Consider the following 16,498-nt stretch of genomic DNA (forward strand, 5'->3'; position numbering starts at 1 on the left):
TTCCTTTTACAACGCTGTTCTATTTATTATTCCTGAGGAATATCATATTTATAAAGCATAGTATTTTCTATACTGGTATTGGTGAATACTGCATATCCCACGCCATTGGGGGCAAAATCCAGAAAGAGAGATTCACTTTCCACGCTTTCAATGACTTCCGGTTCGGTCCAATCCTGAGTGGTTTCATCAAAAGCAACCATAGTAGGATACATATTTTCATTTCTATAAAGCATATAAGGAACTCCGGTGGGTGAAATTGCCAGGCTAAATTCCCGACCACTGGTAGCATCAACTTCGATAGGAGAGCCGATAACATCCCAAGAAGCATTTTCTTCGTTGTATTTAATAACTCTGGGACGATAAATATCTTCTCCCACTACATTATCTGCAATAGCAACATAGATATTTCCATGAGCATCAACATCCATATCAAAATCACGGTAATAAATTTTGGTTGCCTCTTCATCCATATAACCTTCTGAAATGGTTGTCCAGCTTCCTTCTGTATATTTGTAAACAGAAATAGTAGAAAGACTAACATTAAGAACCCCTAAGTAAATAGAATCACCCACACGGCAAGCTTTGGGATAATAAGTATTGGTTTCGGAAGGACGACCAGGTATTGTAATTGAAGTTTCCCATGTGCTTCCGTTAAAATCAGAAATGTTTAAGTTCCTTCTAGGAATTTGACCATCTCTTCCATCATTAACCGCCAAAAGCATTGGATTGTTATCACTCTTCAAAACGATATCATTATGGCCAATTTCAGTATCCGTAATTCCATGTCCGGAATCACCACCTACATAACCCCATCCTGAAGAGGTATAGGACATAACAGAGCCACTTTTATTATCATTCGAATAGTCTGCAAAAGCAATATAAGGAACCCCACTGGCATCAAAAGCCATACTAATATCACTGGCTCTTGTTTCCGAAGCAGTAGTCTCTCCTAAAATGGCTAATTGTGTTCCTTCAAGGACCAATACTCCGGCTTTGTAGTTATCAGAATCATCGGCCGACTGTACATACCCAATATATGGAATTCCTGAAACCGGATTAACTCGCATTACGATTTCACGCATATCGGTAGTATCACTGGCCAATGATGTCCAAACCGCATCAGGCAAATCCCCGACGGTTACCGTGTATAAGGAATTGCTGGTACCTTCCGTAACCAAGTAATCCACCGGCAAAGTAAAATCATTGGCAGTAATTCCACTTTCTTGAACCACTCCTCCCACAAAAACTGTGTCATCCTCTGTTACTTCAAAGCGGGCTATTAATGCAGATTTGTCAACATAATTAGGTAATGCAATAGAAAGATCTCCAATAATATTTTCAACCACATAGTCTTCTAATAGATTTCCCGGATTATCTTCGGCATAAAATCCGAAGCTAACAAATTCGGCATCTCCATATTCCGGCAACTTAACATCGTCACCATCGTCTTCACACGACACAAAAATGCCGCCCGCCATTAAAAGCAAAGTCAAAAAGAAATAAATGTTCTTTTTCATGATATTTATTTTTAGAATTAGAAAATAGTTTTCTCTCACCAACTAAATTGTTATCGGATCATAATTTCTTTTTCCTGATTTTTAATTTAGCTGGAATACGCATCACATTTTCTGCTCAGCCGATATATGACCATCAACTTCAGATACTTCCACCCTTGGATTCAAAATGCCTTTAATCACCGGCAATCCTAAAATATTACTCTGAATCATGGCAGCCAATTCTTCTGCTGTAACCGCTTTTACCACTTCATCGTAATGAATAATTGCATCCCAATATTCTTCTTCATAGAACAATTGGTTCCTTAAGGCCCTGCTCCAATACAAATTCTTTTGCATATCAGCATACCAATCTTTCACAAGGTTTTTTTTCACATCATCCAATATCGGTTTAATCAAAGCAGGATTACCAGAAAGGGATTTCAATTCATCAAAAGTCCTGTCTATTAAAGCATTTACATCTTCAGGAGCACAGGAAAAGCTAATGGTAGCCCTTCTGTATTTCCTTGGAAATTTGGTGGCAGCCGCCTGTACTCCCACACTATAAACCTTCCCCATCTCTTCACGCAAGGTTTGAAGAAGGCGAGTCCTGATGACAGCTTTCATCATTTCTGCTTTTATTTTATATTGACTCAGCGTTCCCGGGTAATTGTAATCCTGAAAAACTAAAGAGACCACCGACCGCGGATTATTTCCGGCATTTCGTTCAAACCTCGGTGCAGCATCGGAAAAGTTGGGGCCTTGGTAAACGAAACGATCCGGACCATCTCCCTTGGGAAGGCCACCAATATATTTAATGATCAATGGCTTTACCTCCTCAAACGGAAGATCTCCAAGAATAACGAACCTAAACCCCGTTGCCTCCCCAAAGCTTTGACGAAATACAGGTAGCATCCTTTCAAAACGCAGTGACTTTTCCAAAACAGTATCATTCAACTCCTGACGGATATAACTTCGACCATTTAGTAAAATATTTAAATCCTGATAAAAAGTGTCCTGTGCAGTTTTATTGGATGTCAGATACTTCTCTATGGTTTTGGTTTTTATTTGACGGAACACGGCAGAATCGGCTCGTGGTTCACTCCATTTTAGGTAGAGTAATTTGAACAGCGTTTCCATATCCTTATGATCGGAGCTGCCGACAATTCCGGAACGAGTTTTTTCAATAACGAAATGCAATGAAACGGTTTTATCTGCCAGGAAATGGCTCAAAGCCTCCCGTTGAAACGCCCCGGCACCACTTAATGGCACCAGGCTCCGCGCAAAAATACCGTTTACATAATCGGCACTGTCTAAGGCATATAATCCGCCTTTTCGAAAACCGCTCAGCTTAATGTAATTGCTTTCTCTTTCGGAATATTTATAATAGACCTCCGCCCCATTTTCCAGAAGAATCCGATGGGCTCCGATTTCTTTAACTTCTTTTATTTCTTTGATTTTTCCCCCAACCGGATCTTCAGGCAGCAATTGGTCGGGCACACTATAAGCCAGCTCGTAGGGTTCTATATCGCTTCCTGCTATTGAATCGAAAATGGCCAGCAGCTCTTCTTGGGAAGGAATTTCTTCCGAGACTTTATCAAAGTAAGACACCATATAATGAGTCTTATCTCTATTCCTTATTTGCTGGAGCTGTTTGGCCAGAGATACAGAATCAATCAGGCTGGCATATTTTTTTGCCAGTTGATATTCATAATCTATATCCACAATCTTGTTTCCGGCAAAAAAGTCGGAGTATATTTCAGTAATAAATGATTTTGATTCTATGGGTGATTTTGACTCTGCTTTATCACGCAAAGCATTTAAATACCTGGTTTTGATCTTCTCTATCTCCAGAGTAGTAAAACCATATCTGAAAATCTGTTCAAAATGCGTTGCAAATTTTATTATACCATCCTCGATTCGCCCCGGCACCAGATCAACCGACCCCATTAAAATCCCTTTCACATTGATAAAGCTGCTTTGTGCATAGCCGCCATTGTTATATGGAGGATCATAGAACGAAAGATTGGCAAAACGCTCCTTGAATAGTTTATTCATTAATTGCCGCTGTAAATAGGCATAATAGTCCGACTCTGTTTTTACGCCCGAAGGTTTATCAACCAACTGAATAATATTTAATTCCACCTTATCCAGCGAGGAATGATGTACGTATTTAACCTGCACATGCTCAAAATCAGGAATCTCATAACAAGGAGGGGTCTGCGTTAAAAGATCGGAGCTAAGTTTTCCAAACCGACGTTTTATTAATTTCTTGGTTTCTTTGGGATCCACATCACCCACCACAGCGACTGCCATAACAGAAGGAGCATACCATTTCTCATAATAATCCTTTAATCGCTGATGAGGAAAATTCTTTATAATAGCTGTATCCCCAATGGTTAATCTTTCCGAATAACGAGATCCGTTAAGAAGTTCCAGCAGGAAAGCCTCCCGGACTTTTCGTTCGGGACCGGTTTGCTGCAACCATTCTGAAACAATCACGCCCCGTTCACTTTCTATTTCTGTACTGTCCAATAACAATCCCCCTGCAATATCGGAAAGAACCATGAGGGTAGAATCAAGCAAACCTTTTGATTCAACAGGCATGGTAAGTTTATAAACAGTCTCATTCATCGCAGTGTGGGCATTGAAATCCACACCAAACTTGGCCCCTTTTGATTCCAGAAACTCAATCAGCGTTTTTCCCGGAAAATTCCGCGTACCATTGAAAGCCATATGTTCGATAAAATGCGCCAATCCCTGTTGGTCGTCCTCTTCGTAAACCGATCCTGACTTTATGAATAATCGGAATACAGCTTCATCTTTGGGATAATCATTAGGAAGAATATAGTAGGTCAGTCCGTTTTTTAATTGGCCTTTTAATAAAGTTGGGGATTGAATCAATTCCTGCCCAAAAGCAAATGAGCTCCCCAACAAGAACAAAAGAAAAAGAGTTTTTAATTTTATCATTGGAAATAAATTTCGATTCAAGAACGAATTGGTAACAAGATGCTCCAACACTAATAACGCTGCATATGCCCTGATTCCTCTTCAATACTTCACGGCAATAACATACTCCGTTATCGGGTTCTATCGCCCAATTACAACGCTATTATTCGGTTTTAGTAATTTTGAGTTCAGTTTGATGGTGATCCGGCCCCGGCAACCCAAGCGTAAATCCCAGGTTATTACCTGTAAGACGAATAACAATACTATTATCTTTTGAAGGATCCAATGCATTAGGGAGCCACTTAATTCTCACAGGCATTTCATAAATCCCCGGTAGAAAGGTCATAGTATTTCCTTGCGTAATCAATTCAAAATCTACGCCTTCCTCCAATCCGTTTCCTACCAAAACTTCATAGTCAACCACCAAATTTTGGGATAGTGGTTTAGAACTCAAATAAATGTTGTACTCTTTTAATACATTAGCCTTGGAAGAAACCTTTATCGACGACGCCCCTTCATACATGATATGGATAAATGGACGATCATAAACCTCTGTTTCATTTTCGTTACAGGCTAAAAAAACTAACATCAACAAAATGGGAAATAAGCTTTTTGTCTTCATTTATATTTTCTTTTCAAGAAACTAATTATTCACGGTCGGATTAGGAGTAATATTTTTATTGGCATTTAGCTCCTTCTCAGGAATTGGGAGCACAAACAAATCGCTGGGGTAGGCAATATACCGCACGGATGAACTGGTGGATACTTCCCTCACCAAATCTTTTTTCTTCCTGGTAATATCAAAAAATCTGCTACCTTCAAAACACAATTCTTTTGCCCTTTCCTGGTCAATAATTATCTCAAGTTCAGCAGGGTCTTCACTAATCACAATATTTTCAGCCTCTTCACCTATTGCACGTGCCTGAATGGTTTTAATATCATTGGCTGCTTTATTATACATTCCTTTGTTAAGGAAGGCTTCTGCCCGATTTAAATAAACCTCGGATAAACGCAACACAATAGGATCGTAATGCTTATTCATTTCACTCACATCAGCAGAGATCCAGAATTTTTTACATACCGGCTGGTTGTCATCATCTGTTAAAAGCAATAATCTCACATCATTTGGATTATCGAACAGACCGATCAATGTGTCAGCCGGAACAGCCACCGGTGAAGTAGGAGAATAGAATGAAGCCAAAGAAGAGCTCTTATTCAGACCATTTATTCGAAATATCATTTCTTCGCCTTCTTCTAAATTATTAAACATGTCTGTATAATCGTCCCGATTGGTTAACGACATCTTTTCAATAAGAATATCCGAATAAAAAATAACATCATCCCATTGCTCCATATACATTAAAACTCTGGCTTTAAGAGCATAGGCCGCCTCCAATGAAGCGTAGTAGGGGCCTTTTGATTCTGTTCCGTCAAACAGGTTAATAGCCTCATCAAGGTCTTTCACAATTTGGTCATACACCTCAGCCACACTGCTTCTAGGAAGGTTATCATCCGGCCCCGGGATTTCAAGAACCACCGGAATGCCGGGATGAGAAGCATCATCGGTATAGTTGAAAGGTTGAGCATAGCAGCGACATATATCAAAGTGTACCAAAGCTCTCAGAAACAACGCTTCGGCCATTATCTGATTCAATTCGGTAATATTTTGAGGAAATTGTTCAACCAACGAGGGTTGATATTCTATGATATTATTAATGTTGGCCAACGCTTCATAGCCATAACGCCAGATATGTCCCACCGTTCCGGTAGCATCATCCTGGGTGGATGAAAAATTGTATTGATCTATCATGGTAGCATTATCTCCTACCACATTTAAATAGAGCATATCCCCAGCCACGTCAGGATACTGATAGGAATTATTATCATAAAACTCATAAACAGCACTATAAGCGCCCGGCAGAGCCGATCGAATGCCATCCATATCTGAAAACAAAATAGGAATCGTGGTTTTCCCGAGAGGATCAACCTCCAAAAAATCACAACTCCAAAATCCGTTTACAATAACTAATAAGAGGACTATAAGTCTTTCCTTTTTGCGAGCTATGTCCTTTATTACTTTTAATTTATATATCATAATTTCCTTGTATTTTTAATCTTGTAATATTTTCTCGTCCGAGATTAATGCTTAATGAATAATATTGTATTCTTTAAATCAATTGGTGCTGAAAAATCAGAATCGAGCTGAGCTCCGTTGCTCCGGAAAATATCCCTTCTGATACTCAGGTAAATTTCTCAGCCCATGATTTTAAAAAGAAAAATTGACGTTTAATGAATACATGGTTTCCATAGGATAACCACTCATTGATTGTCTATATGAGTTCCTGTCACTGTGATCATAAGGGGTCCATAAGCCCAGATTATCCGCAATAAAGGAAATACGACACCCGTTCAGGTTTACCTTTTCCAAAAGATATTTGGGTAAATTATATGATAATGAGATGTTTTGAAGTCTAAGATGAGTTTTTTCATAAAGATAACGTGTTGAATTCATCGTAGAACTGGTAGAAACACCCCATATGGGTTTAGGTGATAATGCCAGGTCGCCCGGTTCCTGCCATCTGTCAAGCTGATTAACAGACTGATTTTCGGACATGATATTTAATCCATCGGATGAAGTTCCTCGTCCAAAAGAACTAAACCCATAACCGCCAATTACATAATTTAATATTACCTGAAACTCAAAGTTTTTATATTCTAAAGTATTGATAAGAGCCCCGTCCAAGTCGGGCGAAGAGGATTTATAGGGGACACGATAATCATAGCTGTAGTTTTTGGTGATATTACCCTCTGCATCATACCACATAGGGCTACCGTCACGTGGATCCACTCCGGCCCATCGGACTAAATAATAGGTGTCCAAGCCATACCCTTCACGCCAGATTTTCGTTCCCATGGCCTTTTCTATTCCATTATACAATTCCAGTAGTTTATTGCTATTATGGGAAGCATTCAACCGAGTTGACCATCGAATCTCCGGTGTCAACACATTAACGGAATTTACAGTTATTTCATATCCTCTGTTTCTGATAGATCCCACATTACGGTAAATCGTAGTATTTCCCGTTGTCCAGGAAACATCCACATTACTGATCAAGTCAACAGTTTTATTATTATACCATTCAGCATCAATTTCAATTCGCCTTAAAAATTTAACTCTCAACCCTAAATTGGTCATATAAGTTGTTTCCCAGCTAAGACCGGGGTTGGGACTCATTGTCAATGCTACTCCAGAATTATTGACATAATTATAACTCTCACTATAAGAATAAACCCCTTCGGCCTGACGATTTCCTAAGCGGGAATTTCCATTAGTTCCATAACTCCCTTTTATTTTAAGAATGTCGATAAACGGCACATCAAAAAAATCTTCTTTATGAATATTCCAGGAGCCGGCAAGCGACCAGAAATTGGCCCATCTGACATCTTCACCAAAAAGGGAGTTACCGTCTCTTCGGTAAATTAAGTTAAGATAATACCTCATATCGTAGGAATATCCACCTCTGGCAAAGAATGACATTGCCCTGTCAAGGTCTGAGCTACTGCTTCCATCCTGATCTTCTGCATAAGCAATCTCTTTAATATGGTCGTTGACAAACCCTTCTCCGCTGGCACTTACAGAATTTCTTTTTTGAGATCTCATCTCAAAGCCCAACATGGCATCCATATGATGCTTGCCAATTGTTCTATCGTAATTAATCCGCTCGATATTGGTCCAGTATAAAAAATTGGAATGTCTCCGTGATGAATAGCCTATCGGCTCGCCGTCAGAGAGAGACATGCCTGACCAATTTGTTCTGGCGCTATACTGTTCTTCGAAATAACTTTGATAATCGACGCCTATTTGAGAGGTAACAGACAAGTCATCATTTACACTATATTTTAGAGAAATATTACTGTTCGAAGCAAAAGTTTTTTGTATGTGATCATTTTCTTCACGTTCTGCCACACTATTGAAAAACTTCGCTGTTTTCCAGTACGGATTTCCCTCTGCATCCATTCCGTCAATATATTGGTTATACAGTCTAAAAGAGCCGTCGTTGTTATATACAGAATATATGGGAAGGAACTCATAATAATCAGTTCCGGGGTTAAAAATGTTGTTGACATTATAAGATGCACTGACACGGAACCCGGCAGTTAGCTTTTTGCCCAAATTCAAGTCATCATTGACGCGAAGAGAAAAACGGTCCTGGCTATTTCCTATCACTGTTTGTTCTTCACGATAATAGCCACCGGAAATATAATAGGTAGATTTATCATTGCCCCCACTCAGAGTGAGGTTACCCTGATAGGTCTGTCCCAAGCCGTAAAATACATCATACCAGTCGGTATTGGTGGTACTGTATTGATTCAAATCATTGTCTTGAAAAGGGAAATAAGCCAAATCTTTTCCGGCATTTACATAAGCCTCTTTGGCAAGTGTTAAGTATTCTTCCGCATTTAATACTTTAAAGCGGGTAGATTCATTTATCATTGACACGCCGTAACGTCCGGAAATATTAATACGGGTGGCTCCTTTTGTCCCCTGACGAGTAGTTATAAGAATGACGCCATTGGCTCCGTCGGCCCCGTAAATTGATGTCTCAGAGGCGTCTTTCAATACAGTAATTGACTCAATATCCTCGGGATTAATGTAGGATAAAGGGCTAACAGACACTTCTACCCCTGTAATCATATTTGTTCTGTCGCCAGTAAATATGGGCGTCCCATCAACAATCCACAATGGTTCATTCGATGCCGACAGAGACGCTTCCCCCCTAACCCGCATATTATACCGCGTTCTGGTACTGGAAGGAGCATCCGTATTAGGTTCAATACGTACACCGGGGACAATACCATCCAGCAGCAGGTCTACTCTTCCCGATGGTAGTGCTTCTAAATCTTTTGCATTTAATTGAAAGGCACTTCCGGTCATATCTATTTGGCTTTGCTTCTTACCATAGGCTCCTACCACCACCACATCATTGATTATCTGCTCTTCGGGTTGCATCACCACATTGATTTCATTTTGATCTCCAACCGCAACCTCATGCACTCTCATTCCAATAAAAGAAAAACGAAGAAATTCATTCATCCCCTCCCGTACACGTATACTGTACTTTCCTTCCGTATCTGTCACCACTCCATATCCGGTTCCTTTAAGAATAATATTAACCCCCGGAAGAGGTAAGTTTTGATCGTCCAAAACCGTTCCGGTTACTATTCGCTCTGGCCGTTTCTGCTGATTAGTCTGCTTATTTATTGGACGATTATCTTTACGGAATAGAATTATTTGACGATCATTTATGGTATATTTATTTGCTGTTCCGTCAAATACTTTCTTCAACACAGATTCAATATCGTCATCCAATGAAATAAGATCCACCTTACGGTTTAAATCCACATTTTCCTCACTATAAATAAAAATGTAATCGGTCATGGATTCTATTTTTTGAATCACTTCCGCAACCGTCACATTTTTCATTTCCAGCATCAACATTGTCTGGGGCCCCCTTTCATTTGCAGAAGCCATCATGATTCCGGAAATCAAAAAAACAAATGTCAGTTTACCCATTAACCTCAAAGGATTTAAGATTTTGTTGGCAGCTCTTTTTCCTGTTCCTTTTTTTCTCATGAATTTTCGTATCACCTAATTAATTATTATAATTTTTCACTATATGACGGCAAACCTCCTCTTGTCTGGTTTGTTCCATCAAACCATAACAGTCGTGCATCGGAATTTTTATGGTTTAAATTCCGCCAATAGAAAATTAACACTGATCTTTATCTTATTAGCAGGCCGGAAACTCCGAAATAGCTACTCCCCGGAATACCGATCGTTCACCAGAATGTGATCATCCAGAATCTGGTATTCGATACCGGCCACAATGGAAAGAGTAGTCAAAACAGTATCAATAGAATTATACATATTTAATTTTCCGCTTATGGGAAGCGCCTGATCAATATCCTCCTCATTAAAAATAATCTTCACATTATAAAAGCGCTCCAGTTTTGCCAAAACGTTAGCAATCTTTTCATTGGAAAACTGATACCATCCTTCCCGCCAGGAAATAAACGGCGCCATATTGACCTCTTCCTTCACCTGCATCTTTTTTCCAGCTTTATAATAGATGGCCCTATGTCCCGGCTCAATGGTTACATTTTGATTAATTATGCCTTTCAAAGATCTAACGCCTACACGCCCTTCCAGCAGAGCTGTTTCTACTTTATCGTCTTCGCTATAGGCCGACACATTGAACTTGGTTCCCAACACCTTAATGACCACAGAGGAGGTCTTCACATAAAAAGGTTTTTCCTTGTCCTCAGCCACTTCAAAATAACCCTCACCTTCCAGAAAAACAGTTCTGCTATCACCGGTAAATTCCTGTGCAAAAGCTAGCCGACTGCCGGCATTCAACCACACCTTCGACCCGTCTGACAATACCAATTTGGTTTGGCTACCATAAGGTACTGTAACTTCATTCAGTACCACTTGCCCGCCCTTCTGACCCCGCGGAACAACATTTTTCACAATACTGTCTCCTCCTAGGCGTAAGGCATTTTCTTTCTCCAATACGACAATCTCCTTCCTTTCTCCTTCCAACTCGACCTGTTTGCCCTTCGACAAGAATAATACCGGTTTATCGGCGTACATCCACGATTCGGCAGATGAAAACCGATAGGTTGCTTCGTCGGCAGAATTATTCAAATACCAAAATACTCCCAACGATAATACCACTACCAGCATGGCCGCAACACTTATATACTTTCTGATGCGATAACCATCTGCCCTCAAGGATTTTTCTCTTTGGTAATCAGAAATAATCCTATTCCAAAGTTGCCGTTTCATGGCCCGGGGCATTTCCCCGTCAGGTTCTCCTGCGCCAAACAAAAGAACCATATCACGTGCCTCTCTGAACGCCGCCTGTACGTCCCCTGAATATTTAGCCAATTCTGACTTCCATTCATTTTCGTCCAATTCTGATACCAGCGAAATAAAACCAGTGTCTTGAATCAATTCCTCTACAGAGACACCTGTATATCTTTTGAGTTTCATCCTGTTTATTAATAAATAGGTGGAAAACGATGATTTGTGACAGTTTTTACAATTTTTTTTTCAAAAAAATATTTCTCCTCTTCTTTTTCTTTCATATTGATACAATCGACTTCTTTGAATGACCGACTTATCTCCTCGAAATCAGATCTTCTTCCTTAATGTCTGAATAGCCCTTGAAACCAACTGACGTGCTGTATCATAAGGAATCCCCATAATTTCACAAATTTCCTCATAATCGAAACCACAGGTGAATTTATAATACAATATTTCTTGTTGGCGAGATTTCAACGATTGAAGTGCCCGGGACAAGGTCTCTTTTTGTTCCTCCCTTGTTTCTCTTTCCATTATTTCCTCTTCAATGGAAAAAGAAACTTCATCTGAAGGAACGTATGAGGTATCTATGGAAGAATAAATCCCTGCCCCTTTCATGGCTTTCAGTATCAAACGCCGAAACGCTTTAAGAAGATATAGCCGGATATTCTCAGTATCGCCCAGATTATTCCTCGATTTGATTAATGTCAAAAATAAATCATGAATGACATCCAACACCATAGCCTCGTCGGAGGTAAATTTGAGTCCGTAGTAATACAAAAAATCTGCGTGTTGATTATAAATGGCCGATAGAGCGGAATTTTTCCCCTGCTTAAAATTCTCCCAAAGTATCTTATCGTCAGCCATATAAGTGCTTTGTTTTTGATAGCCATTTATTGTATCCCATGACGGGGAATGGTTTATTCTTTCTTAATAACCTGGGCAGGGTAAGTAATTATTGAGAAAAAATGCTAAAATAATATATTTCATTGGCCTGATGCCAACGATTAACAAAGATTACAATCCACCATCCACAAAAAAATAAAATACAGGTCCCACAATGGCCTTCTATAATCAGGTATTGATAATGGCTGATGGGTAATTATTTTTAATATCCGATCAAATTGAATATTTTTATGTTGTCATTCCTCGAAAATTTAGCTTAAGTTTAATTTTGCATTCCGATTGCATTGTTGCCGAAACGGAGGCTTAGGATTTTTTGACAGGATTTTTCATCTCTGTACCTTTAAAATATCTGCTTTTATGAGTATTCCACAAGTTTATTATAAGCCACAGTCTATAAGTAAGGAAGCCATTGAGGAATGCACTGGAAGAAGCAGTTTTTATTGGTTCGTGAATAGTCATGAGTGTTAGTTTCTCCGGAGACTATTGACTAATCATTAAAAGTCAATTTTAAATTCCACCAGACCAATAAATTAGACAAACTTTATACGGATGAATAAACCATTCTTGTTCTGGCCATGTCAATAACATTTAAAAAAATAGTTTTCCAACAAATAGCGAAACAAGATAAAAACTAAAACAAATTCCTTTTTTAACAACATACCAATCATTCAATTTCAAATATTGCGAAGTAATTTTAAGATCTATTGTTGACCTAATACACATAAGTATTAAAATTTAAACATCATGAATTTAAAAAAGCTATTTCTATCCCTCTCTTGGCTGATTGCCCTTCCGGCCATACTTATGGCCGAGGATGCCAGACTGATGCGCTTTCCGGGCATCAGCAACGATAAGATTGTATTCACCTATGCCGGCGATTTGTACACGGTGCCCATTGAAGGGGGCACGGCACGTAAAATTACCTCCCATAAAGGCATGGAGTTGTTTGCCCGTTTCTCGCCCGACGGTTCACAGATTGCCTTTACCGGTCAATATGACGGAAATACTGAAGTATATGTTGTGCCTTCCGAGGGAGGCATTCCAAAACGATTAACTTTTACTGCTACATTGGGTCGAGACGATGTATCTGACCGGATGGGGCCCAATAACATTGTCATGACCTGGACCCCCGACGGACAGAACATTGTATTCCGTACGCGCAAAAAAACTTTCAACTCATTTAAAGGTCATTTGTATAAAGTGTCTGTCGATGGAACAATGCCCGAACAATTGCCCTTCCCCGAAGGAGGATTCTCATCCTTCAATGAGGATGGAAGCCGGCTGGCCTATAACCGTGTGTTCAGAGAATTCCGTACTTGGAAATATTATCAGGGCGGTATGGCCGACGAAATTTGGATTCACGACTTTAACACGCATGAAACCAAAGCTATTACAAACAATGACGCGCAAGACATCTTCCCCATGTGGATTGGAGAGGAAATATTCTTCCTGTCGGATCGCGACCGAACCATGAACCTTTTTGTTTATAATACCAAAACAGGTGACACCGAAAAGGTAACCAACTACACCGACTACGACATTAAATTTCCTTCCCATAATGGACACACCATTGTTTTTGAAAAGGGAGGCTTTCTGTTCACATTTAATGCCAAAACCAGAGAAATAAAACAGGTTCCCGTAACCATCAACAACGACATGGTGCTGGCTCGTAACGAAATCAAAGACGCTTCAGATGACATTAATGCGGTAAGTCTGGCACCCAAAGGCGAACGAGTACTCTTCTCGGCCAGGGGTGAACTCTTCTCAGTGCCCGCAGAAGAAGGAATCACTTATAATCACACGCTCTCGCCCGGCGCTCATGACCGGGATGCCGAATATTCACCCAACGGAAAATGGATGGCATGGCTCTCCGATCAGAGTGGTGAATATGAAATATGGATTAAACCCGCCAGCGGTGAAGGAGAAGCAAAACAGCTAACGACCGGAGCCGACACCTACAAATTCAACATCGGATGGAGTCCCGACAGCCGGTATATTGCCTGGAACGATCAACATTACAGGCTGATGATCACCGAGGTTCCTTCGGGAAAAACCAAAATGATTGCGAAAAGTAATTTCTCTCAACTGAGCGACTTTGCCTGGAGCCCCGACAGTCGTTGGATCGCCTTTACCGACGGAATGCCTAACCGTATGGACGTTATAAAAGTTGCCAACATCGAAACGGGTGAAACCAAAATGATTACCGAAAAATGGTATGACTCGGGTTACCCCTCTTTCTCCAACGATGGGAAGTATCTCTTCTTTAGCTCGCAGCGCGACTTTAGTCCGGTGTATAGTGAAACCGAATGGAATCATGCCTACATCAACTCTTACCGCATCTATTTTGCCATTCTGGATAAAGCCACGCCCTCACCATTCGCTCCAAAAAATAAAGATGTGAAGCCAATGGAAGAAGAGAGCGATAAAACCAACGGCAAAAAAGACAAAAAAGCTAATAACAAAGACAATGGTGAACAGAAAGAACAAAAAGTCACCGTTAAAATTGATTTCGACGGATTAGCCCAACGCATCGTCGCCCTGCCCATTGTTCCGGGACATTATTACAATATCAGCTGCGTGAACGGAAAGGTTTATTATAACCGACAATTCCAGGTACGCCAGGATGAGAAAGGTTTGTTCGTTTTCGATTTGGAGAAAGAAAAAGAAGAAGCCCTGGGCAACTATTTCTACACTCTTTCACCCGATAATCAAAAGATGTTGGTGGGAAAAAGCAAAAAATGGAAAGTGATTGATCTGCCATCTTCCGCCATCACCATAGATGAGCCAATCGATCTTTCAGGCATGAAAACCAGGGTGGACTACCGCGCAGAATGGAAACAGATCTTTGATGAAGCCTGGCGACAAATGCGCGACTTCTTCTATGTGGACAATATGCACGGTCGGGACTGGCAGGCTGTTCATGATAAATATGCCGTATTGCTGCCTTATGTTAATCATCGCAACGACCTCAATTATGTGATTGGGGAAATGATTGGAGAACTTAACGTGGGACATGCCTACGTCAATACCGGAGAAAAGCCCCAAAGCAAACGTATCAAAACCGGGTTGCTAGGAGCTAGCGTAGCCCAGGATGCCTCCGGGTATTTCAAAATAACCGAAATTCTGGATGGTGCTCCCTGGAGCGACCAGATGTTTTCACCGCTGCAGGCACCGGGTGTGGATGTCAGCGAAGGAGATTATATCCTGGCCGTTGACCGGCAGTCGGTGAAATCGGTAGATAACATTTTTGAACTACTGGTAGGAAAAGCCGGACAAACCGTAGAATTACTGGTCAACAGCAAACCATCGACTGAGGGTGCCAAAAGAGTTCTGGTTACCCCCATCGACGATGAAAGTGAACTCTACTATTTCAAATGGGTGAACGAAAACATCCGTAAAGTGAGCGAAGCCACCAACGGGCAGGTGGGATACATTCATATCCCCGATATGGGTCCCAATGGATTGAACAAGTTTGTGCGCTTTTTCTATCCGCAACTCGACAAAAAAGGTCTCATCATCGACGACCGTGGCAACGGAGGCGGAAACGTGTCGCCTATGATTCTGGAACGTCTGGCCAGAGAAGCCTATCGGGTGAATATGCGAAGAAACTCGCCGGAAATAACACCCGTCCCCAACCAAACTCAGGTTGGTCCCAAAGTGGCGCTTATCGATAAATATTCCGCCTCGGATGGCGACCTCTTCGCCTTTGGATTTAAAGCCCTTGGTATTGGAACCACCATTGGTACCCGCACCTGGGGAGGTATCGTAGGCATCACCGGTTCGCTCCCATTCATCGACGGTACACAGTTGAGAATTCCTCAGTTCACCTCGCTCTCTATGGAAGGGAACTGGATCATCGAAGGGAAAGGAGTACAGCCCGATATCGAAATAGAAAATGATCCGTGGAAAGAGTTTAACGGTGAAGATCAACAACTAAACAAAGCCATCGAAGTGGTTATGCAACAGATGAAGAACCGTAAACCGCTGCCCACAATACCCGAAGCGCCGGTTAAATAAAGCTGTATTGCTCGTCCGCTTTGAATAAAGCAGAACAATATTAAAACCCCTGATGGTATGAAAAAATTGATTTCGATACCGTCAGGGGTTTGTTTATACAAATAAGTTTTTAGGTTAAAAGTCGAAATATCTGTTTCTTCCCTTTCATCTCAGCTGAATCGTATTATTTCTTTCGTTCTCTTCTGTAGGTTTTGCTAAATTATGAACCTTTTTCCCGTATGGACCTGAATGATTCTCCATAGCTCACCTCATACTCCGGATTCTT

The 16,498-nt window shown here is 40.7% G+C and carries 8 protein-coding genes; 1 reads left to right on the forward strand and 7 read right to left on the reverse strand.

All coding sequences use genetic code 11. The features are described from left to right. Nucleotides 1–26: 26 nt before the first annotated feature. The 7 genes from ACT29H_RS04770 to ACT29H_RS04800 form a co-directional block, all read right to left on the reverse strand. Complete coding sequence (locus tag ACT29H_RS04770; protein WP_444820461.1) at nt 27–1,517, reverse strand: hypothetical protein; 1,491 nt, start codon at nt 1,515–1,517, stop codon at nt 27–29. 102 nt (nt 1,518–1,619) lie between these two features. Then, nucleotides 1,620–4,463, reverse strand: a complete 2,844-nt coding sequence (locus tag ACT29H_RS04775; RefSeq protein ID WP_444820462.1) for a M16 family metallopeptidase — start codon at nt 4,461–4,463, stop codon at nt 1,620–1,622. A 142-nt stretch (nt 4,464–4,605) separates the two neighbouring features. After that, nucleotides 4,606–5,064: a hypothetical protein gene (locus ACT29H_RS04780; protein WP_444820463.1), complete on the reverse strand. Its 459-nt coding sequence runs from the start codon at nt 5,062–5,064 to the stop codon at nt 4,606–4,608. Between the two features lie 21 nt (nt 5,065–5,085). Beyond that, nucleotides 5,086–6,537 (reverse strand): RagB/SusD family nutrient uptake outer membrane protein, encoded by a 1,452-nt coding sequence (locus ACT29H_RS04785; RefSeq protein ID WP_444820464.1) that lies wholly within the window; start codon nt 6,535–6,537, stop codon nt 5,086–5,088. A gap of 171 nt (nt 6,538–6,708) precedes the next feature. Beyond that, nucleotides 6,709–10,077 carry a SusC/RagA family TonB-linked outer membrane protein gene (locus tag ACT29H_RS04790; protein ID WP_444820465.1) on the reverse strand — a complete coding sequence of 1,123 codons (3,369 nt, stop codon included), beginning with the start codon at nt 10,075–10,077 and terminating at the stop codon, nt 6,709–6,711. A 183-nt stretch (nt 10,078–10,260) separates the two neighbouring features. Then, entirely contained in the window at nt 10,261–11,499 is a 1,239-nt protein-coding gene (locus tag ACT29H_RS04795; protein WP_444820466.1) for a FecR family protein, read from the reverse strand. Nucleotides 11,500–11,640: 141 nt separating this feature from the next. Then, complete coding sequence (locus ACT29H_RS04800) at nt 11,641–12,177, reverse strand: RNA polymerase sigma factor (protein ID WP_444820467.1); 537 nt, start codon at nt 12,175–12,177, stop codon at nt 11,641–11,643. A 783-nt stretch (nt 12,178–12,960) separates the two neighbouring features. Here ACT29H_RS04800 and ACT29H_RS04805 point away from each other — a divergent pair. Further along, entirely contained in the window at nt 12,961–16,233 is a 3,273-nt protein-coding gene (locus ACT29H_RS04805; RefSeq protein ID WP_444820468.1) for a S41 family peptidase, read from the forward strand. The last annotated feature ends 265 nt before the right edge of the window (nt 16,234–16,498 follow it).

It is taken from the genome of Thermophagus sp. OGC60D27 (genome assembly GCF_052400625.1).
Classification (GTDB): Bacteria; Bacteroidota; Bacteroidia; order Bacteroidales; family Marinilabiliaceae; genus Thermophagus.

Bases quoted from the DNA above. Each gene is read 5' to 3' on its own strand.
- ACT29H_RS04800 (WP_444820467.1), bottom strand. From the start codon at position 12,177: ATGGCTGACGATAAGATACTTTGGGAGAATTTTAAGCAGGGGAAAAAT.
- ACT29H_RS04775 (WP_444820462.1), bottom strand. From the start codon at position 4,463: ATGATAAAATTAAAAACTCTTTTTCTTTTGTTCTTGTTGGGGAGCTCA.
- ACT29H_RS04790 (WP_444820465.1), bottom strand. From the start codon at position 10,077: ATGAGAAAAAAAGGAACAGGAAAAAGAGCTGCCAACAAAATCTTAAAT.
- ACT29H_RS04780 (WP_444820463.1), bottom strand. From the start codon at position 5,064: ATGAAGACAAAAAGCTTATTTCCCATTTTGTTGATGTTAGTTTTTTTA.
- ACT29H_RS04785 (WP_444820464.1), bottom strand. From the start codon at position 6,537: ATGATATATAAATTAAAAGTAATAAAGGACATAGCTCGCAAAAAGGAA.
- ACT29H_RS04795 (WP_444820466.1), bottom strand. From the start codon at position 11,499: ATGAAACTCAAAAGATATACAGGTGTCTCTGTAGAGGAATTGATTCAA.
- ACT29H_RS04805 (WP_444820468.1), top strand. From the start codon at position 12,961: ATGAATTTAAAAAAGCTATTTCTATCCCTCTCTTGGCTGATTGCCCTT.
- ACT29H_RS04770 (WP_444820461.1), bottom strand. From the start codon at position 1,517: ATGAAAAAGAACATTTATTTCTTTTTGACTTTGCTTTTAATGGCGGGC.